At 41.3% G+C, this 21379-nt stretch carries 15 protein-coding genes; 12 read left to right on the top strand and 3 right to left on the bottom strand.

Features of this window, described 5'->3' with window-relative positions; translation table 11 throughout:
- From CTER_RS02620 to bcp, 5 genes are all read left to right on the top strand, one after another.
- Positions 1-885: a carbohydrate ABC transporter permease gene (locus CTER_RS02620; protein WP_004623537.1), complete on the top strand. Its 885-nt coding sequence runs from the start codon at positions 1-3 to the stop codon at positions 883-885.
- 49 nt (positions 886-934) lie between these two features.
- On the top strand, positions 935-2518 hold the full coding sequence (locus tag CTER_RS02615) for a DUF3502 domain-containing protein (RefSeq protein WP_004623483.1): 1584 nt from the start codon (positions 935-937) through the stop codon (positions 2516-2518).
- A gap of 255 nt (positions 2519-2773) precedes the next feature.
- Positions 2774-3688: a glycyl-radical enzyme activating protein gene (locus tag CTER_RS02610; protein ID WP_004623603.1), complete on the top strand. Its 915-nt coding sequence runs from the start codon at positions 2774-2776 to the stop codon at positions 3686-3688.
- Positions 3689-3750: 62 nt separating this feature from the next.
- Positions 3751-6498, top strand: a complete 2748-nt coding sequence (locus CTER_RS02605; RefSeq protein ID WP_004623534.1) for a GH36-type glycosyl hydrolase domain-containing protein — start codon at positions 3751-3753, stop codon at positions 6496-6498.
- 582 nt (positions 6499-7080) lie between these two features.
- On the top strand, positions 7081-7542 hold the full coding sequence (gene bcp, locus CTER_RS02600) for a thioredoxin-dependent thiol peroxidase (protein ID WP_004623453.1): 462 nt from the start codon (positions 7081-7083) through the stop codon (positions 7540-7542).
- Positions 7543-7591: 49 nt separating this feature from the next.
- On the opposite strand, the gene CTER_RS02595 is transcribed toward bcp, so the two are convergent.
- Positions 7592-8458 carry a helix-turn-helix domain-containing protein gene (locus CTER_RS02595; protein ID WP_004623463.1) on the bottom strand — a complete coding sequence of 289 codons (867 nt, stop codon included), beginning with the start codon at positions 8456-8458 and terminating at the stop codon, positions 7592-7594.
- A gap of 131 nt (positions 8459-8589) precedes the next feature.
- Between CTER_RS02595 and CTER_RS02590 the strand changes: the two genes are divergently transcribed.
- Both CTER_RS02590 and CTER_RS02585 read left to right on the top strand, forming a co-directional pair.
- Complete coding sequence (locus tag CTER_RS02590; protein ID WP_004623430.1) at positions 8590-10833, top strand: pyruvate formate lyase family protein; 2244 nt, start codon at positions 8590-8592, stop codon at positions 10831-10833.
- 511 nt (positions 10834-11344) lie between these two features.
- On the top strand, positions 11345-12508 hold the full coding sequence (locus CTER_RS02585) for a copper amine oxidase N-terminal domain-containing protein (protein WP_004623435.1): 1164 nt from the start codon (positions 11345-11347) through the stop codon (positions 12506-12508).
- On the opposite strand, the gene CTER_RS02580 is transcribed toward CTER_RS02585, so the two are convergent.
- Positions 12500-13378 (bottom strand): PHP domain-containing protein, encoded by an 879-nt coding sequence (locus CTER_RS02580; RefSeq protein WP_004623458.1) that lies wholly within the window; start codon positions 13376-13378, stop codon positions 12500-12502. The genes CTER_RS02585 and CTER_RS02580 overlap by 9 nt on opposite strands.
- A 91-nt stretch (positions 13379-13469) precedes the next feature.
- Positions 13470-14216: a 3'-5' exonuclease gene (locus CTER_RS02575; RefSeq protein WP_004623446.1), complete on the bottom strand. Its 747-nt coding sequence runs from the start codon at positions 14214-14216 to the stop codon at positions 13470-13472.
- Between the two features lie 199 nt (positions 14217-14415).
- Between CTER_RS02575 and CTER_RS02570 the strand changes: the two genes are divergently transcribed.
- The 5 genes from CTER_RS02570 to CTER_RS02550 all read left to right on the top strand — a co-directional run bounded on the left by CTER_RS02570 (position 14416) and on the right by CTER_RS02550 (position 21361).
- Complete coding sequence (locus CTER_RS02570) at positions 14416-15330, top strand: NUDIX hydrolase (protein ID WP_004623442.1); 915 nt, start codon at positions 14416-14418, stop codon at positions 15328-15330.
- Positions 15331-15405: 75 nt separating this feature from the next.
- Positions 15406-16077 (top strand): cysteine hydrolase family protein, encoded by a 672-nt coding sequence (locus tag CTER_RS02565; RefSeq protein ID WP_004623542.1) that lies wholly within the window; start codon positions 15406-15408, stop codon positions 16075-16077.
- Between the two features lie 13 nt (positions 16078-16090).
- Positions 16091-17530, top strand: a complete 1440-nt coding sequence (locus CTER_RS02560; protein ID WP_004623585.1) for a nicotinate phosphoribosyltransferase — start codon at positions 16091-16093, stop codon at positions 17528-17530.
- A 113-nt stretch (positions 17531-17643) separates the two neighbouring features.
- On the top strand, positions 17644-20184 hold the full coding sequence (locus CTER_RS02555; RefSeq protein WP_004623474.1) for a DUF2339 domain-containing protein: 2541 nt from the start codon (positions 17644-17646) through the stop codon (positions 20182-20184).
- Positions 20162-21361 carry a hypothetical protein gene (locus CTER_RS02550; protein ID WP_004623568.1) on the top strand — a complete coding sequence of 400 codons (1200 nt, stop codon included), beginning with the start codon at positions 20162-20164 and terminating at the stop codon, positions 21359-21361. The genes CTER_RS02555 and CTER_RS02550 overlap by 23 nt, the downstream gene beginning before the upstream one ends.
- The last annotated feature ends 18 nt before the right edge of the window (positions 21362-21379 follow it).

Raw genomic sequence — 21379 nt, 5'->3', positions numbered from 1 at the left:
ATGCGAAAGGGTAAAATCAGTGTTTTTTCTATTGCTTCATATGTATTGGTAACATTGTTTTCAATGTTCTGTCTGCTGCCGTTCCTTATGGTAATCAGCGGGTCACTGTCCCCTGAAAAGGATATTCTTAAATACGGCTTTACTTTGTTTCCGAAATCCATAAGCTTTATATCCTATAAAATACTGTTTCTGGATGCCAACAGAATATTAAATGCGTACAAGGTTACAATATTTGTTACGGTTGCAGGTACTTTCTTTAATTTATTGATAAATGCCATGGCAGGATATGTTTTGTCAAGAAAGGAACTGAAGTGCAGAAGGTTTCTTTCAATTTATACCATAATAACAATGCTGTTCAGCGGAGGCATGGTTCCATGGTATATAGTCTGTGTAAATTATCTGCACCTGAAGGATAAAATCATTGCCCTTATCATCCCATATCTGGCGTATGCGTGGTATATTCTGCTTTTAAGGAATTTCTTCCAGTCCATACCGGATGAAATGCATGAATCTGCAAAAATAGACGGGGCCGGAGAGTTCACAATTTTCGTAAAAATAATGCTGCCCCTGGCCAAGCCTGCACTTGCAACGGTCGGGCTGTTTGCAGCACTGGGTTACTGGAATGACTGGTGGCTTGGGCTCATGCTGGTGGATGAAACTGCGAAACAGCCGCTGCAGCTGTTGCTCCGCACCATTGTCTCCAATGTCACCTTCCTTCAATCATCTCCCAATGCGGCGATGATGCAGCAGGTTTCAGCGACCATACCTGCAGAGGGAATAAAAATGGCCGTAACAATTGTAACAATAGGTCCGATCATATTGCTGTATCCTTTTGTGCAGAGATATTTTGTAAAAGGGATCATGGTCGGAGCGGTTAAGGGTTGACTGTATTGGCGTATGCCTTATAGTAATATAAAGAAGGGGAGCGATATTTATGAAAAAGGTATTGGTAAAAATGTTGGCTGTGACGGTTGCACTTATGATTTTCAGCAGTATGCTTGCAGGATGCGGAGGTTCCGGGGGGACTGCCCGGAACAGCGGAAGTCAGACTTCTTCGGTAACCGGTTCTGATGCGGGAGGCAGTACTGCAGAGACTTTGGAACCTGTCAATCTCAGATTTTATTTTCCGGGAGACAAGAAATCTGCGGCAGATGAGGTATGGAACGCTCTGGCAGAAAAGTTCAAAGATAAGTTGAACTGTACTTATGAAGTAAACTGGATAGCCTTTGGTGATTACAAGGACAAGCTGATGGTTATGGCAGCTTCGGGTGATGACTGGGATATGAACTATGACGGACCCTGGCAGGCTTACACCCAGATGCAGAACAAGGGCGCGTACATGGACATTTCACAGCTGCTGCCCAAATATGCACCTGATCTGTACAAAAAATATCAGGAAACAGGAACCCTCAGACCTGCAACTGTGGGAGATAAGGTTGTAGCCCTTCCCTGGACTTTATCGGGGAGTCTGCGTCCCTGGTTTGACTGGAGATTTGATGCGGCTGAAAAGGCCGGGATAAAGATCGAACAGAATTCTGTTAAAACCATTGAGGATATTGACACGGTGGTGCATGAGTTCAAGAAGGCTTACCCCGATCAGACAATACTGGCTCTGGGACAGAACAACCTGAACCAGGTATTCCAGGTAACTTTGCTCAGAGACGGATTGATGGATGCTGAATTCCACAATTTTTATTATGATGTTAACGGAGACGTTTCAAAGCTTATTCCCATTGAGCAGACAGAAACCTTCAGGGATACGGTTAAAATCATAAGAAAATGGGTAGAAGACGGAATCATTTCAAAAGATGAAATGACAGACAAGATGTATGAACAGGATAAATGGGACAACGGAAAGACCTTGTGCAGGGTTATCACCCATGAATGGTCCCTGGCAACCGAACCGTTCAAAGATCCTGCTTTTACGAAGGATTACTCTGAATTATATCCTGAAAACAAATTTTTCAACCGTACACCCTTAGGAAACACCATGTGTGTTAACAGAAATGCTAAAAATCCTGAAAGAGCGCTTATGTGGATGAATATGATGGAAACAAATCAGGAATTTTACGATATGGTATTTTATGGGATAGAAGGCAAGACATATGTGTTGGACGGAAAAACGGCAAAATATCCAAACGGCATGACATCTGCAAACAGCAACTATATGGACTGGCCAGGTCAGTGGACTTTATGGAAGCCACAGTTTATGAGACCTGACGCAACTTACGGTGAAGGTTTCTGGCAGAGGGAAGCGGATTATGCAAAGAATCCTGTGAATATTGATAATCCTGTAGACGGTATTTTTTATAACACTGACAGCATAAAAAATGAAATATCCAGAAGGGATCAGATATTCCAGGAGTTTGGAAGACCTTTGATCTATGGGCTTGTAAAGGCTGAGAATATTGACAGGGCTGTGGATGAATACATTCAAAAGCAAAAAGATGCAGGCCTGGATAAGATTCTGGCCGAATGCCACAAACAGCTGGACAGCTTTAAAGCAAGCAGAAAGTAATATTATTTCAAATCAATATTAGAAATTAAATATCGCAAAAACCCCGTTTGCTATGGCAAATGGGGTTTTTGTATTTGTTGCATTATCATAAATAATCAATACAGTACAAATCATATATCAATTCTACACAAGAACTTTACAAGGTTAACAGTTAGAATAATAGTATCACAAGGAACGTTCATTTGCTTGATTGGATACATTTCCTGAACTCTATATCAATATTCAAACAATTATACTATTGAGGTGGTGACATATTTGTCTTTTTCCGGCAAGGCAACAATTATCAGTATTTTACGTGCATCAATACATGACGGTCCGGGTATCCGCACAACAGTTTTCTTTAAAGGATGTCCCTTAAGATGCGGGTGGTGTCATAACCCTGAATCCTGGAGCAGTGAACCGCAGCTTTTTTTTAACAGGGATAAGTGTGTGGACTGCATGGCATGTGTAGGTGTGTGTCCTACAGGTGCTCATCAGATTGAACAGGACCGGCATATGGTTAAATTCGGTTTGTGCATCGCATGCGGAAAGTGCGTTGAAGCATGTTACTATGAGGCATTGAGCATATTTGGTCAAAAGCTTGACGTTGAGGCAATTTTTGATGAAGTTAAAAGCGATATGGATTTCTATACAATGTCGGGCGGGGGTGTGACATTGTCCGGAGGGGAACCCATGCTTCAGCCGGAGGCCGCATCGGAGCTTTTGAAAAAATGCAGGGAGGCTGGTATCCATACATGTATTGAAACCTGCGGTTATGCACCCGAAAAGAACTATAAAAAAATTCTTCCCTATGTTGATACTTTCCTTTTTGATTACAAGGATACGGATAGTGCCAGGCACAAGAAACTTACCGGTGTTTCCAATGAGCTTATTTTATCAAATCTGGATTTTCTATATAAAAAAAATGCCTGGATAATTCTGCGGTGTCCGCTGATTCCGTCGGTTAATGATACCGAGGACCATTTGAAGGGGATTGCAGAACTTTCAAAAAAATATCCTCTGCTGGAGGGTATTGAGATAATGCCCTACCATAACCTTGGAATCTCAAAGGGGACAGGTATCGGCCTTGAAGGGCGGCAGCTCATGCTTGAAAATACAAGCCGGCAGACTAAAGATGAATGGTCATGTATTTTGAAAAAATTTGGCTGTATTAATTTTAAAATAAATTAACCTGTTGATCAACAAAATGGCAACGTATTGAATTAACACTATTAATAAGCGGAGGGAACAAAATGTCTAACAACATTAAAAATGTAAAATGGGTTTACACTGATGATAAGGGGTCATTTGAATGGAAAAATCCACATACCCTTAATCAGCTTTACTTCCCCATATGCAATGAAGCGGGAATAATGGGGTCGGTTACACCAACACTGCACGGTGATGCGACCACAGGACAGCACAGCTTTCTCAGATTACCTTTGGTAATGACTGACTTATACAATACCAGGTCGGCAAGAAACTTTTGGGTTTACAGTGACAGGACAGGTGCATACTCTCTTACCGGAAATTCTGCAAAGCAGCTTTCAGAGCTTTTTACCGAAAATGAAAAAACCGATGTTACAATAAAAGGTACTTTTCTTGCGCATACATTGATAAGAGAAGACCGGGAGGCGGGAATAAAATCCGAGATTATCAGTTTTGCTCCTGTAACGGATGATGCAGTTGAAATAATGTGGGTAAAAGTCACTAACATTTCCGGTGAAGCCATTACATTGACTCCTACTACAGCCCTGCCTCTGTACGGCAGATCTGCCGACAGTCAGCGTGATCACAATCACTGGACTTCACTGGCCCACAGAATTGAAATGAATGATTATGGTCTTGAAGTAAAGCCTGCTATCATGCATGATGAAAGGGGTCATAAGCCTAACAGCACTATTTATTTTGCTTTGGCCATAGGAGAAAATAAGGAAAAACCTGTAGGCCAGTTCCCGACAGTCACTGAATTCATTGGAGAGGGAGGCAGCTTTGAATGGCCGCGGGCGGTGGTTGCCAATATTCCCCCTTATCAGGTTCCCCCCAACAGGCGCGACGGTATGGAGGCAATCGGCGCCATGAGGTTTGAAGCAGCTGTTCTGGCTCCGGGAGAAACCAGGGGTTATATTTTAATCGAAGGAGTAACTCAGGAAAAATCAGAAGTATTACGCTGCTTAGAAAGATACGGCAGTGCCGAAAAAGTTGCCGGAGCTCTTGAAGAAAACATGAACTACTGGAAAGGAAGAGTTGAAAGGATTTCCTTCAAAACAGGCCATGAGAGTTTCAACAAATGGATGCGTTGGGTGGCTTTGCAGCCTATATTGAGAAAAATTTACGGAAATTCCTTCCTGCCGCATTTTGACTACGGCAGAGGCGGAAGAGGCTGGCGGGACCTGTGGCAGGACTGCCTGGCATTGCTGCTCCAAAGTCCTGAAGAGATGAAGGATACGCTTACAGCAAGCTTCGGCGGAGTAAGATTGGACGGCAGCAATGCGACGATCATAGAAAAAGGCCTGGGCAGGTTTGCAGCAGACCGGAACAAGATTTCGAGAGTATGGATGGATCATGGAATATGGCCGTATTACACAACCAGGCTTTATGCAGATCAAACAGGCGATGTGGAGGTATTCTTTACAGAATTGCCATATTGGAAGGACCATCAGATAAGCAGGGCAAAGGCAAGAGACAACAGCTGGAAGCCGGCTGACGGAACACAGCAGAAAACCGTGTCGGGAGACGTTTACTGCGGCAGCCTGCTTGAACATGTATTGGTTCAGCACCTTACCTGTTTCCATAATGTGGGGGATCACAACAACCTGAAGCTGGAAGACGCAGATTGGAACGACCTGCTGGATATGGCAAATGAAAAGGGCGAAACAGTTCCGTTCTCAGCCTTCTATGGTTGGAATCTCATAACCATTGCCCAACTCCTGCTGCAATACAAAAAAGTTAAAAAGACAGAGACTATTCCGTTGTTTAAAGAGTTAATTGCGCTGACAGGCTTGAACGGCAGGGTTGATTACAATTCGGCAGCCGACAAGCGGAAGAGGCTTGAAAAATATTTTTATGCCGTCAATAACGGTTTCTCAGGGGAAAAGACAGAGGTAGAAATCCATTTGCTGGCAGCAGATCTGACAGAAATGGGCAACTGGATACTCAAGCATGTCAGGGAAAATGAATGGATTGAATCGAAGACAGGTTACGGCTTCTTTAACGGCTATTACAACAATGACGGCAACAGGGTGGACGGAGACCATGAAGACTGCACACGAATGAATCTGACAGCACAGACCTTTGCCATTATGTCGGGGGCTGCAACAGATGAGCAGATCAAAAAGGCCTTCAAAGCTGCAAAAGCAATTTTGAAAGACCCTGATACGGGGGGCTTTAGACTTACAACACCTTTGGGACCCAATACACTGAACTTCGGAAGAGGTTATGCGGTTGTCTACGGTGAAAAGGAGACAGGCGGAACCTTCAACCACATGGTTGTAATGTTTATGAACGGTTTGTACAAAAGAGGGTATATAAAGGAAGCCTATGAAGTGTTCAAAACAATTTATGCACTTCCCAACAATACCGAAAAGGCGGGGATATATCCGGGTATACCAGAGTACATATCCCATGAAGGCAGGGGAATGTATCACTATCTGTCAGGTTCCGCAAGCTGGCTGCTGATGACCGTACTTACCGAAATGTTCGGCTTCAGAGGTGAATGCGGAGATCTTGTTCTGGCTCCAAAGCTGGTAAAGGAGCAGTTTGACAGCAATGGAACAGCGGCGGCACATGCTTTCTTCCTGGGAAAGAGAGTGGAATTGGTTTACTCCAACCCGCAGGGTCTGGATTATGAGGATTATAAAATTGCGGGGATTAAAATAGATGGAAGTGCTATAAGTTTTGATACAGACGGAGGCAAGTCTGCAAAAATCCCTAAAGCGGCGCTGGAACAACTGCTGGACGGTAAGGATAGCTGTACTGTCCAAGTTGTTTTAGGAAAGTAAAAAAGCATATGTAAAGCAAAAGAGCCGTTGCAGAACGACAATTGCATTACATGTATTACAATTCATCATAGTGCGCGAGTGCAACTTCAAAAAATAGAAAGCTCTGTTAAAAGTACATGCCTGAAATTACAGGCGAAACGCAAGTGTTTTTGCTGGCAAATCGGCAGGACGCCGATTTGAGCAGAACCCCGAAACAGGATGTTGAGTGTTCTGCGACGGCAAAAATACTTGTGATGAGCCGTATAAATTTCAAGCATGTACTTTGTGAGCTATCCATTTTTTGATGTTAGTACGGGAGCACTATTAAATGTTTTACATGTATTTAAATTGTGATAATTTCAACTTTTTTGTCCAGAGAGTCCAGCTTTTCATAAATGATTTTGTACCCTTCAAGAGCTGTTTCAACTTTGGGCTTTAAATCATTTTCAATTCTGATAACTTGATTGTTTACAGTCTTAATTTCATTTATAAAAATCTTTGTCTGAAATTATTGAATGTCCACATTTTGTTTACTGTTGCTTATGGGTGGTACATATATTCAATAGAAATGAAAAGAAAATTATTTGGCGGAGGTGTATGCAAATGCTCAAAGCAGGAGAAAGAGCTGTGGATTTTGTGCTGAAAACAGCTGAACATAAAGAAGTCAGTCTCTCTGATTTCAAAGGCAAAAAGATCGTTTTATATTTCTATCCCAAGGATGATACTCCAGGTTGTACCAAAGAAGCCTGCGGCTTCAGAGATGTCTATGATTATATTCTCGAGGCAGGTGCGGTAGTTGTGGGAATCAGCCCGGATGGTGAAAAATCCCATGATAAATTCAGGAATAAATACAACCTTCCTTTTTATCTCCTGAGTGACGAAGATCACAAAATATCCGAAGCCTACGGGGCCTGGGGAGAAAAGAAAATGTACGGAAAAACCTATATGGGTATTATAAGGTCTACCTTTATAATTGATGAAGAAATGGTGATCCAAAAGGTATTTCCAAAGGTATCTCCCGAGGGGCATGCCGAAGAAGTACTGGAGCTGTTGAGAAAGAGCTGATAGGAATCAAGTCCCGGACGGTATTCAAAAATACCGGTTCCGGGACTTTTTATGCCTGCTCGGTTCCGATAACTTTCTGGTAGAGTTTCCTGTATGACGTAGGGGGTATCAAAAACTTCCTTTTAAACTCATGGCAAAAGTGGCTTAAATTCTGAAAACCTGAAGAATAAGCGATATCAATGATCTTCTCGTCACTGAAAACAAGCAGATTTCTGGCATAATTCAATCTTGTATCATTAATAAACTCCGTAGGGGTTTTGTTAAAATGCTTTTTAAATTCCCGGCAGAGGTGCTCGGGTGATTTGCAGGCGATTTTCTGCATTACGGCTATACCGCCCACAAAGTTTTCCTTTTTTTGCATTTCCTTATAAAGCCAGTCCAGCCATATGGGCACCGAGGTCTTGTTCTCCCACAATTTCATGGGGAAGTAATGAGTAAAAACTTCTACCAGAACGGCTCTCAGATCGGAATTGATTTTTCCTTCATCATAACGGGGCATAAGAATAAAATGCTCAAACTTTGATTTGAGGGATTCTGTTTCCGACTTGGGGATTTCAGTCTTTATGGGATTTGGTGCTTTTATAAACCGCTCAGGTTTAAAACCGTTTCCCAAATATTTAAACATGTCATAAATTGTTTCAGGTGAAACCGCCAGGTTTATAAACTGAAAATATTCACTGTCAATTACTTCAAAGGAGTGGATATCTTCAGGTCTGATAAATATCAGGTTTCCCTGCTGCAGGATTTCCCTGTTTCCGTTAAAGGAATGATATATTTTTCCTTCTGTTATAAAACAGAATTCAAAAAAATCATGATAATGCTCGGTAGATATAAATTTTGTAGAGGTAAAAAAGCTTCCGCTTGACTCCATCCCTGATCGTAAATAATCACTTAAACTTAATTTCTGTACCGGCATATTTATTCTCCTTAATGTTCTTATAGTCAATATAGCACAAAGTATTTATCAAATCAATACAAGAAGAAAATGCCGTAAAGCATTAATATTAAAGTATCATAAGACAATTTTAAAAAATGGAGGTAATCAATATGGCTAAATCTGATTTTTCTATGGAAATCAATTTTACAGAAACTTACAGGAAGTATAAAAACGACGATATATCAATACGCGAAGCCATGTGCATAAAAGCCCAGTTTCCTGCAATACTGACCGAAATCAAAGAAAATGACCTGTTTGCAGGAAGGGTGAAGTACGGAACACTGGGTTTCAGTCCGCAATTCGGAGGCTTTGGATATTTCTGTAATGAATTTGCAATTGTCGATGCTATTGAAAAAGGAAATATCACTCCTGGACAAAGAGAGAAAATAATGGATATGCTGCTTTTCTGGAGAAAGGAGACTACCACAAGAAAGATAGAAGCTGCCTTTACAGAGGATATGAACAAGGTGCTTTGCAAGGAGAAGATTGCAGAGTTTCCTTTCCTGTATGAGCCTGAAATAGCAACACCTCTTTACAGGATGGCGGGTGTTTATATCGATTATGAAAAGCTTATGAGGCTTGGTATACCGGGGCTTATTGCCGAGGCTGGGGAATACAGGGATAAGGCGGCTGCCGGGGGCGGAAATGTCAAGCTGTATGAGGGCATGCTGTTGGTTCTGGAGCATTTTATTGAAATATGCAGATTTTACAAGGCACAGGCTTTCGAAATGGCCCATGCGACGGATGACAGTTCACGAAAGACTGAATTAAAGATAATGGCAGATGTGCTGGAGAATATATCAAAAGACAAGCCTGATTCTTTCAGAGAGGCAATTCAGCTGGCCTGGCTCTACTCAACAGTATGCGGTTCACTGGAATTCGGGCGGATGGATGTTTACCTGGGTGACTTCTGCGCCAGGGATATTGACAGCGGAAGAATAAAGGAGGATGAGGCCCTGAAGATGGTAATGTCCATATGGAGACTGATCGGAGATCTCATAGTCGATGTTGACGGCAGAGTAATCCTTGGAGGGAAGGGAAGACCGAATGAAGAAAATGCCGACAGGTTTGCGGTTCTTGCCATGGAAGCCTCAAGGAGAATAAATAACATACTGCCGCAGCTGACACTCCGCTTTTATGAAGGAATGAATCCCAAGGTTATGGAAAAGGCCATTGACGTTATAGGAAGCGGCTGTACCTTCCCCCTGCTGTACAATGATGACGTCAACATTCCGGCAGTGAGCAGGGCTTTTGAGGTACCTGTTGAGGAGGCCGAACACTATGTTCCTTTCGGCTGCGGGGAATATGTTCTGAATCACCGCAGTTACGGTACTCCCAGCGGCTCCATAAATCTTCTGAAAGCCCTCGAGGTAGCGCTGCACAATGGTATGGACCCTGTCACAGGCTTTGAATCGGGACTGAGAACCGGAGAACTGAAAGAATTCAAAACCTTTGACCAGCTGTTTGAGGCATATAAAAAGCAGGTGACATATTTTATAGAGGTTTTGGCCGATCACGAGGAATTGGAGTACAGGGTCCTTGGCGCCAGTGCATCCTATCTTTATATGAGCATGCTTTATGACGATTGTATGGAAAAAGGAAAGGGCATATTCTCGGGTGGAATCAGATACCTTGGAGGGACCCTTGAAACTTACGGAAATGTGAATACTGCCGACAGCCTCACCTCAATAAGGGAACTGGTCTATGACAAAAAGGTTCTGACTCCGGAGAAGCTTCTGGAAGTACTGGACAATAATTTCTACGGGTATGAGAAAGAACATAAAATGATGGTTGACTGCCCGAAATTCGGAAACGATGATGCCAAAGCCGATGAAATGCTGGTAAGAGTGCACAATTTCGTCTGCAACACAATCAGGGATCAGAAAAACAGGACAAATCTGCACTCCTATCTTGCCGTAATTATCAATAACGGAATGAATACAACTCTCGGCAGATGGGGCGGAGCCTCAGCCGACGGACGGAGAGCCGGCGGGGCCATGGCAAATGCCAATACTCCTGCAGGGGGAAATGACAAAAAAGGCGTAACAGCAATGATAAACTCAATTACCAAGCCTGACCACGGAATTCATGCAGGAGCAGTTCACAACATGAGGTTCGGGAAGGATATGTTTGAAAGAAACAGAGAACAGTTCGAGGTTCTTCTCAAAACATATTTCAAAAAAGGCGGAAACCAGGCAATGATTACGGTTATTAACAAGGCCGATCTGGAAAGAGCCATGGAAGAGCCTGAAAAATACAAGGACCTGTTTGTCAGGGTCGGAGGCTTCAGCGCAAGATTTGTTGATTTGCCCAAGGATGTTCAGAGGGAAGTATTCAGCAGAAACACCTACTAAAAGAAGTTGACACGATACATTAAATTAACTCGTTGTGCCGGTTAAATCATCTCAGCCTCATAGTTAAATTCTTATATGATTATATCGGTACGCGAGTACAACTTCAAGCAATGGACAGCATGATAAAAGTGCTTGCTGAAATTTGTAGGTGAAAAACAAGTGTTTTAGCCGGCAAAGTGATAGGATGTCACTTTGAGCAGCACGCGAGACACGGATGGTCGAGTCGCTGCGACGGCAATAAAATACTTGTTGTGAACCGTACTATTTCAAGTAAGCACTTTGTGTGCAATCCATTGCTTGAAGTTAGTATGGAAGTGCCGGTATAAACAGGCAATTTTTAACGGGCATATTTATCAACCAACTGGCATAACGCGTTAAATTAACTATGTGACACTTCGAACCTTTGGCTTTTCCAGGCAAATAATGCTATAATTAACACACCGGAAACTTTATAAATCCAAAAATTACAGGGCACAAAAACGGGTGCAGGTAAGAAATTAAGGGGAATTTTATGAAGAAATGCATGAAGAAAATTATAGCGGGATTATTGTCGGCATTGTTAATTTGCCTGGGTGTTAACAGTTATTCATATGCTGCCGTCAACATTGCGGAAAGTGCAAATGTTAAAGTGTTTGTCGGCGGGCAGCGGGTCAGGTTCAGCAGCAATCCGATTGCTGTCAACGGTCAGATATTGTTAAACGGTAAAGAACTGCTGGTCAAGCTGGGGATTCCCAATGACAACAAGCACATCCAACTGGACAAAAACCAAAAGAACCTGATAATCAATACCGGCAAAAAACAGATCAAAATGACGGTTGACAGCACCAGAGCAGCAGTGGGTAAGTCCTCGGGAGTACTCAATGCTGCGCCTGTTTTATATAAAAACATATATTACATACCTGCAAAATCCACAGCGCAGCTGCTGGATATGAAATATGCATGGGATGCTGAACAGAAAAGCGTATATATTCAAAAGTCCAGCGATTATAACAGGGTTAAAGCTGTTCTTGATAAGGCTGTTGCCGCATCAAAAGCGGCTGGCAGATATGAAGTGGAATACTCAAAGGAATCCATATCGGATTACGGGGATTATCCGGTGACCGGTAAAGCGTCAACAGTGAGCAAGGTTGATAAGGAAAAAATGATAATGACTATAAAGGGGAATGGAAGGGACTCTGCGAATGGTTCAGATACCGGTATCAGTGAGTATTATCTATATAATAACTATATATATTCAAAGAATTTCTTTAAGGACCGGTGGGAAAAGAAATTAATTTCAGAGCAGGAGTATAGGTACTGGATACTGAATTATGACGCAGGCAGCTTTGAAATTTCCGACATATTGTATTGCGGGCTGACCATTCAAGAAAATAAAAAAGACAATACAATTCTGCTGAAAGGAAATGCATTTCTGCATGCAAATAAAGAAGATTATGAATTTGAACCTGTAGATACTTATCTGGAAATCAGTATAAATAAAAACAATCACCTTATAAACAGGATAACTCTGACCCACAGTGAGTATCTGGATTCGGATTATTTCGGAAGGTATCTTTACAGCTCAAGCGAAACCTATGAATACCGCAATTATAATGGGAATTTTGCTGTTGAAACACCGGATGAAAGCCAAATGGAGGTTGAAGGCGAACAACAAGCATTAAACGCTTTATATTAAATTTGACGGAAGCCATGGTGCCAATATATCGTAAGGTATTTTTACCCCTCTGATGCTTTCTCCAAGGTTAACGGTGGGTTTAAGTCTGCCGTGATAGTCACTTCCTCCCGAAGAGTACAAATTGTGCTCACGGCAGTATTCGAGAAGATACCTTGTCCTGTCGGCTGAATGGAGAGAGTGGTAGCATTCTATACCATCGAGAACGTTGAGCATTACTATGGAGTCCAGAAATTCTTTATAATCCGTTTCAAAATATACATAGGGATGAGCCAGAAATGCCTTCCCGCCTGCAGCTTTGATCAGGCCTGCAGTTTCCCCGGCCGATAGGCAGTCTTTTAGCTGATCCAGGAAAAAAGGACTGCTTTCATTGGTGACACAAGTCCTGTAAAAGGCATTCAAATTCTCCCAGATATCTTTTCCCATATATTTTTCATTTTCGGGATACTTTCTCAAATCTGAATGCAGCACCTGTGATGCAAAATATTTCGTACCCTTTATAGACAGCTCTTTGCTATACGTAAGATTAAGGTCTTCACACACTTCCATCAATTTTTTCAGATATCCGTTTTCTCTTTGAAGGAATTTTTCATCTGAAACAATACCGGCGGCTTCTATTATATCTAAATCAATACCGTAACCCAGTATTTCAATGGGTTTTCCATTGTGTACCGCAGTGAACTCACAGCCGGGTATGATTTTGCCTTTGAAAAGATTTCTTGTATTATTCCTGCTCAGCTTTTGGTACGCACCAATAGAATCGTGATCAGTGATGGAGATATACTCCAACCCCAATTGACCGGCTTTCTTAAGAATTTCTTCAGGTTCCTCGGAGCCGTCCGAGGAGGTTGTATGAATGTGTAAATCAATCATTGGCATGCCCCCATAAATAACTCTTTTAAATAGTATAAATCATGTTGAGTAAAATTGCAAAAATGTATGCTTATTTAAATGGGTAAGTAAGTTATTTTAGGAACTGGCCTGTTTTTCCCATTTTAAACGCAAGTAATATCATGCCTTTCTCTTCATGGGTGAGCTCTCTGTCATACATTTTTTCAAATTGCATTACAAGGCCTTCAATATCGATGGACCTCTTAGGCTGTCTCGGAGGCCTGTCAGGTATAACAGAGGGGTCATAAAACTTTGGCTGTATAAAGGAATTGTAGATTTTCTTAAATATTTCGGCGGTGTAGTAAGCATCATGAAAGGCATTGTGAAAGGTATAATCAATGGGAATGTTCAGGGCTTGAACCGCGTGTTCAAGTCTTAGCAGGTTTTTTACCGGAAAGTTGAAATATAAGGAGGCATATGGCTGAATATTAATATATTTTTTTGGCAAAAACCCGGTGCTCAAGCCATGGATTCCCGCATTTCCGAATAATACCTTCACATCCGAGGAACCCCATACACAGAAAACAGAGCCGGTCCCGCCTGTAAATTCTTTAAACTGCCTGTATACTTCAGGAAATGTTTCTTCTGTCTGAAGCTGTTCGGTGGTTATTCCTGTCAATCCTGTTATAAATGGATTTATTTTCTCATAAAACGCAGGTTTTACATACCGGTTAAAGGTATTAACGGTATCGAACTCCCGGTCCAGTTTAACAGCACCTATCTGAATGATCTCAAAGGGTGCGGAGGCTCTATTGGCATATTTATTCTGTGATGAAGAGAAGTCCTGATTAAGTTCCAGATCAAAAACAATATAATACATGCTGCACTCCTGAAGGCTGATATTTGATCATTTTTAATATATACGATCCCTAATAGAAATTATATAATGAAAAGCTGCATACTGGAAGGGGGAAGATTGACAATAGACCATGTTTGGAATATAATGTTATTAACAATATGATAATAACAGAATGGTAAGAACAAAGGCAAATAAAATAATAGAAAAATAGGTGGATGTAATGGCTTCTAATGAAAAAGTAAATTCGCACGGGCAGACAGAAAAAGAATTCCTTGCAGCCTATAATCCGTACAAATACGAAAGGCCATCGGTTACGGTAGATATGCTTATATTTACTGTTACCGACGCGAAGAAAAGGAATTACAGGACTCTTCCCGATAAAGAGCTTAAGCTCCTGCTGATCAAAAGGGGCGAGCACCCGTTTATCGGTCAGTGGGCCTTGCCGGGCGGTTTTGTAAAAATGGATGAAAGTCTTGAACAGGCGGCTGTGAGAGAATTAAAAGAGGAAACCAATATAGACAGTATCTATATGGAACAGCTGTATACCTGGGGGGAGGCGGACAGGGACCCCAGAGCCAGAATCATAAGTACATCCTATATGGCATTGGCTGACAGCAGCACACTGGAAGTGGTAGCAAACGATGACGCAGCCGATGCCAAATGGTTTTCGGTGCAGTGTAAATTGTTTCAGGAGCACAGGACTTTGACAGGCACCGGATATGAACAGCAAAGGCTCTATAAGTTAAAACTTGCCTGTGAGGGCGAAAAGGATCTGGAGGCTGTAATAAAAAAAGTAAAAACCGTCAGCGGAAGAACTGTAAGAACTTATGGAAGTATAGAAGAATGCAGCGGAATTGCCTTTGACCATGCCGGAATAATCGAATATGCCCTGGAAAGGCTCAGATCCAAAATAGAGTATACCGATATAGCCTTCAATTTGATGCCGGAGCTTTTCACACTCACACAGCTCCAGCAGGTGTATGAGGTGATTCTTGATACTGAACTGTTAAAGGCCAATTTTAGAAGGAAAACCGCCCATATGGTGATTGAAACGAACCAATACACAAAAGATGCAGGACACAGACCATCTAAACTTTACAGATTCAATACCGACTGGAACAAGGAAAATGAATAAAAGAATAATCCGTAAGGAAAATTGTTAAAGAGTAGTTGAAAGAACAGATTAATGAATTTTAAGGGGGTTGTGCCTATGAAATATACAAGTATGGAGGATTTTGCAAGAGATAGCTCCAAAACTCTGTATGATTTATACAAAATGTTTGAGGAGGCAGGAGCAATAGAACTGGAGAAACTGCCTTCAACTCATACTGTGCTGGTAATGATAGACATGATAAACGGTTTTGCCAGGAGCGGAGCCTTAATGAGCAAAAGGGTGGAGGAGCTGATACCTGAGATTGTAAGCTTATCTGTAAAATGTGATGAACTGGGGATTTCCAAACTGGCTTTTGCCGATAATCATACCGGGATATCACCTGAGTTTGAAGCTTATCCTGTTCATTGTCTGAAAGATACTTCCGAGGCAGAGGTGGTTGATGAAATTAAAAATGCGGGAGGTTACAAGCTCATCCCGAAGAACTCTACCAATGGCTTTTTGGAAGAGGAATTTCAAAACTGGCTTGGGCAAAATCCGGACATAAATACATTTATAGTCACCGGCGACTGTACCGACATCTGTGTACAGCAGTTCTCAATCACCTTGAAAACCTGGTTTAACAAGCAAAACAGAAGTTCACGTATCATCGTTCCCATAAACGCAGTTGATACCTATGATCTGGGCATTCATAACGGTGATCTGACCAATTTAATGGCCCTCTATAATATGCATATTAACGGGATCGAAATTATTGCCGCACTTATATAAAGGAGATATCTATATGAATAATATGAACTTGACAATGCTTACCGATTTCTACGAAATAACAATGGCCAATGGTTACTTTCAAAACGGCTGGAAGGATAAGATAGCATACTTTGATATGTTTTTCAGAAAGGTGCCTGACAATGGCGGTTTTGCAATTATGGCAGGAGTCGAGCAGGTCATCCGTTACCTTGAAAATCTTAAATTCAGCCAGTCCGATATAGAATATTTGAGAAGAAAACAATTTGGTGAAGACTTTCTTGAATACCTGATGAATTTTAAGTTCAGCTGCGATGTGTGGGCTGTGCCCGAAGGAACACCCATATTTCCGGGTGAACCTGTGGTTATTGTGAGAGGGCCTGTAATAGAAGCCCAATTTATTGAGACCATGATTTTACTTACCGTCAATCATCAGAGTCTTATTGCCACAAAGGCAAACAGAATCGTAAGGGCTGCGCAGGGCAGGGAAGTTATGGAGTTCGGTTCCAGGAGAGCACAGGGCTATGACGGTGCCATTTATGGTGCCAGGGCCGCCTACATCGGCGGCTGCGTAGGAACGGCCTGCACCATAGCAGAAAAGGAATTCAACATTCCTGCAATCGGTACAATGGCGCACAGCTGGATCCAGATGTTTCCGGATGAGCTTGAGTCATTCCGTATGTATGCGCGGACCTACCCCGACAACTGCACTCTTCTGGTGGATACCTACAATACGCTGAAATCAGGGGTTCCCAATGCCATTAGGGTATTCAATGAAGAAATCGTGCCCAGGGGATTCAGACCAAAAGGCATAAGGATAGATTCGGGGGATATTACCTATCTGTCAAAAGCCGCCAGAAAAATGCTGGACGCGGCAGGTTTCCACGATTGCAAAATAGTGGCTTCAAACTCCCTGGATGAGTTTATAATCAGAGATATTTTGATCGAAGGAGCAAAGGTTGATTTGTTCGGTGTCGGAGAGAGATTGATCACTTCCAGATCCGAACCGGTTTTTGGAGGGGTCTACAAACTGGTTGCCATTGAGGAAGACGGAATTATCATACCCAAGATCAAGTTGAGCGAGAATGTGGGAAAGGTGACCAATCCATGTTTCAAGCAGGTTTACAGGTTGTATGACAAAGAGAGCAGCAAGGCTATTGCAGATGTGCTGACAATGCATGACGAAGTGATTGATGAAAATGAGCCCTATGAAATATTCGACCCTGAATATACCTGGAAGAGAAAAACCTTGACCGGTTTCAGAGCTCAAAAGCTGTTGGTGCCCGTTTTTGAGAAGGGCAAATGTGTGTATGAAAGCCCCAATACACAGCAGATAAAGGAGTTTTGCCAAGCCCAGTTGGATACCATATGGGACGAAGTAAAAAGGTTTGAAAATCCGCACAAATATTATGTGGATCTTTCAAAAAAACTCTGGGATGAAAAGCAGGGGCTGCTACAGAGTTATTCCGTAAAGTAAGTTAAAAGCCGGTGTATTTTTGTGTAGAAAAATATACTCTTTATGCAGCTGGTTACAAATTTGATATAATTATGATAAAATTTGGTATGTATAATCGAAAGGAGGCGAAGTTTGTGTTAGAGGTGAATAACCTTAAAGGTATATTAGCCAGGCATAAAGAGATGGTGTCAGACCTTGAGAAGGAAATTTCATCAATTGAAGCCACGGATTTATTGGGTGAAAACCAAAAACTGGAAGCGGAAATTTCCCAATTAAAAGAGTTTTTTAATAGGGAAAAAGCAGACAATCAAAGGCTGTCCGAAGAAAACAAAAATCTCAGGAATGCTGTTTATGAACAGTTATACAACGAAAAGATCCAGATTCTCAACTCAACAAATAAAAAGTTGGAGGTTTATTTTAAATCCAATATCGAAGGTGAATTAAACAGACTTACTTACTTTGAAATGACCGAAAAGAAACGGATAGATGAAATGGCTGGTATTTTGCAGGCCAACAGGGTGAATCTCCAGGATGAGATATATCCCAGGATATATGAACTTAGAAAATTGCTTGAAGAAAGGGTCAGGGCTGCCAGGGAGGAAATATTAAGGAATTCAAAAGCCTTGAATGAAAGCCGGGCTGCCGGATTCCAGAAGCTGCAGCAGGAACGGCTGACCGAAGAAGAGATTAAAGGCCGGATAAAACAGAACAACATAGAATCCTTTATCGGACTGAATATCATAAATAAACTGGGAATTTTTCTTTTGATAATAGGAATAATAGCAGCTTCCCAGTTTACATATTTCAGGTTGCCGGACATTCTGAAAAGTATTTTTACCTTTGTTATAGGCCTGGTAATGCTGATGGCCGGTGAATTCTTCAACCGTAAGAAAACCAACATTTTTTCAATCGGGCTTACAAGCGGGGGGATTGCAATTTTATACGTAGGACTGGCCCTGAGCTATTTCAACTTTAATCTGCTGAGTATGTTCCCTGCTCTGGGATTAACCGTTCTGGTAACTGCAGGTGCTTTTGTACTGTCCCAGAGATATGGCTCCCAGACCATATCCTGCTTTGCAATTATTGGGGGGTATCTGCCCATACTTTCCATTGAAGGGGATAAGAACATTGTTTACGGTGCGATGGTATATTTTGTTCTGCTCAACCTGCTGGCATTGGTTATTTCGGTAAACAAGAGGTGGCTTGTAACTGCATATATGGGCTTCTGGCTTAATGTTATCGGTTCAATCTATATATTGGCCATCATGTTTGGCGGACATACAGGCAACGCAGGATTTTCAGCGGATGATCTGATTTCAATAGCCTATATTGTTCTGGCTTTTATAATATATACCCTCATACCTGTTGCCGGTGCATACAGGTATAAGCTCAGTTTCAGGACCTCAGACATTGTGCTGCTGGCAAAAAACACTGTTATAAGCAGCATTTTGCTTTACACGGTATTTTACATCACCGGGCTTGAAGATTTTACCGGCGCTCTTGCTGTCACTTTTGCAGTCGTATATATTGCCATGGGAAGATTTTCTGAAAGCTTTATGGAAAAAGAGAGAAAGGCAAGAGCTCTGTTTTACATTACCGGTCTTACCTTTGTTGCGCTGATAATCCCCTTCCAATTTGATAAAACCTGGTTCTCACTGGGGTGGCTGATTGAAGGCACAGCTCTGCTTACATACGGCATAATCAGGAATGTAAAAGGCTTTAAGAGAGCGGGAACGGTAATTACCTTCCTGTGTCTTGCCGCCTTTATATTATTTGATATACCAAATTATCACAGCTTGCTGTTTGTATATAAATATCTGGCTGTAACGGCCGGAAGTCTTGTAATTCTAAGCGCATTGATTTATAAAAATGAGATCTCGGCCGGGTCAGCTAAAGTTTATAAATATATTACCCTGATAAATATATGGTTTTTCTCTTTATATTTATTGGGAGTTGAGTTGAAAGACTACTTGTATAAGCCTTTAATGGGCAGTGATTTTAGTCTGGATTATCTGATCAATTCTGCGATGATTTTAGCCGGCTTTATAATTGCATACCTTATACCTAAAATCAATATTATTAAGGATAAAGTGACTGAGGTCATATCTTCCGTACTCTATTTAATAGGAGTTGCCTCATTATTTATCCTGAGTTTCTTTTCACCGGTTGCAGGTTCTCTGAGCAATGCTTCGAGAGGAACGTGTATCCTCGGGACGGTTGAAATAGCCGTAATCTCGCTGTTATCCCTATTGGCGGTACGTGAGTTCATAATGAAGCTGGTGGCCAAACGGAAAATCGGAATTGAATTATATCCTCTTATTATCTCATTATATTTTATTGTCATATTGACTCAAAATCTGATAATGCAGTTTAATCTTGGATTTAATAATGCATTAATAAGTGTTGTCTATTTAGTGACCGCACTTTCTTGGATTATTTTCGGATTCATTAAGAAGTATGTGTTAATAAGGAGATTTGGTCTGGGTTTTTGCATTATGGCAGTGGCAAAATTGTTTGTTATTGATTTGTCCTTCCTGACACAGGGCTATAGAATCGTTTCATACTTTATATTTGGTTTGACTCTCCTGGCCATTTCCTTTGTCTATCAATACTTTAGCAGGAAGATTAATTTTGTTGGTGAGGTAATGCCTGATGAAAAAAAGAATGATACTTAATATTGCAATATTCATTGTATTCAGTTCAATGTTTGTATATGCGGCTGATTTTTCATACAACGCGGATGTAAAAAATCATGGGGAAAAGAATTATAAGGCTGTTAGACTGACGGCTGAAGTTTATAATAATCTATCTGAAAACATGGCGGATATAATGGTTTTTGATAATAATAACGAGCCTGTGCCATATTTTATAAACAGTTTCAAGGAAAGCAAGGAAAGTGTGCATAAGAGCTATGAGCTGGAACTGGTCAATTCCTTTGTCAAAGAGGATTGTTTTTATTATGATTATGTCCTGAGGGACAATGTGCCGTCAGATGTTGCAGCCACGTCCATGGAAATTTCCAGCGGCAGCACAAACTTTGCCAAGCAGCTTGAGCTTTGGGGAAGTTACGATAACACCCATTGGGAAAAAGTTCAGGATGATATTATTTATAATGTGGACGGGAACAGTAAACTGAACATAAACTTCAGCGGCAGTAAGAAGTATACCTGCTACCGTTTCAAACTTTTCAACAATCTGGAGAGGGTGGAGTTTTCAACTGTTACACTAAACTATGACAGGACATTGCAGAATAAGGAATACTTTATTGAAACACTGGCTCCAGAATATATTGCCGAAGAAAAAGGAAATACAACTGTTATCAAATTAAAAAATATGAAAAATCTTAAGCTTAATAAGGTCTCACTTAAAACCGGAAGTACCTTCAAAAGAAATGCAACCTTCAACGGCAGCGTGACAAAAACACTCTATAATCTTGAATTTAATAACGTACAGTACCGGGATTTAACAATTCCTCTTGAGTCTTATTTGAGTGTAGAAAATGAAGCTGAAATAACTATACAAAATAAAGACGACAAGCCTGTGGAAGTAACGGGTGTTGAGGTGGAATATCTGGTTGATGAGCTGGTTTTCAAAGGCTCTGAAACAAAGAATTATACTTTGAAGTATGGCAGTAATGAAATAAATACCCCGAAAAGTTATGATATCTCAAATTATAAGGATCAAATACTGACAGAGGGCTATGACCTTTTAAATATTGAGAATACCGACAAAGTTTCGTCTTCAGGGAACTCGGAAGAAATAAATATAAACTATAAGCTGATATTTAATATAATCATTTTAATAGTTGCCGGTGTCCTGGGCTTCATAATAATAAGGAAGCTTAAAAAGTAAACAAATTTGAGGTACATA

The sequence above is a fragment of the Ruminiclostridium cellobioparum subsp. termitidis CT1112 genome, assembly GCF_000350485.1.
Classification (GTDB): domain Bacteria; phylum Bacillota; class Clostridia; order Acetivibrionales; family DSM-1351; genus Ruminiclostridium; species Ruminiclostridium termitidis.
Note: the sequence above shows the minus strand (reverse complement) of the source record. Positions and strands in the feature narration are given on the sequence as shown.

Coding starts and splice junctions, on each gene's coding strand:
- CTER_RS02620 (WP_004623537.1), top strand. CDS start 1: ATGCGAAAGGGTAAAATCAGTGTTTTTTCTATTGCTTCATATGTATTG.
- CTER_RS02615 (WP_004623483.1), top strand. CDS start 935: ATGAAAAAGGTATTGGTAAAAATGTTGGCTGTGACGGTTGCACTTATG.
- CTER_RS02605 (WP_004623534.1), top strand. CDS start 3,751: ATGTCTAACAACATTAAAAATGTAAAATGGGTTTACACTGATGATAAG.
- bcp (WP_004623453.1), top strand. CDS start 7,081: ATGCTCAAAGCAGGAGAAAGAGCTGTGGATTTTGTGCTGAAAACAGCT.
- CTER_RS02595 (WP_004623463.1), bottom strand. CDS start 8,458: ATGCCGGTACAGAAATTAAGTTTAAGTGATTATTTACGATCAGGGATG.
- CTER_RS02590 (WP_004623430.1), top strand. CDS start 8,590: ATGGCTAAATCTGATTTTTCTATGGAAATCAATTTTACAGAAACTTAC.
- CTER_RS02585 (WP_004623435.1), top strand. CDS start 11,345: ATGAAGAAATGCATGAAGAAAATTATAGCGGGATTATTGTCGGCATTG.
- CTER_RS02580 (WP_004623458.1), bottom strand. CDS start 13,378: ATGATTGATTTACACATTCATACAACCTCCTCGGACGGCTCCGAGGAA.
- CTER_RS02575 (WP_004623446.1), bottom strand. CDS start 14,216: ATGTATTATATTGTTTTTGATCTGGAACTTAATCAGGACTTCTCTTCA.
- CTER_RS02570 (WP_004623442.1), top strand. CDS start 14,416: ATGGCTTCTAATGAAAAAGTAAATTCGCACGGGCAGACAGAAAAAGAA.
- CTER_RS02565 (WP_004623542.1), top strand. CDS start 15,406: ATGAAATATACAAGTATGGAGGATTTTGCAAGAGATAGCTCCAAAACT.
- CTER_RS02560 (WP_004623585.1), top strand. CDS start 16,091: ATGAATAATATGAACTTGACAATGCTTACCGATTTCTACGAAATAACA.
- CTER_RS02550 (WP_004623568.1), top strand. CDS start 20,162: ATGAAAAAAAGAATGATACTTAATATTGCAATATTCATTGTATTCAGT.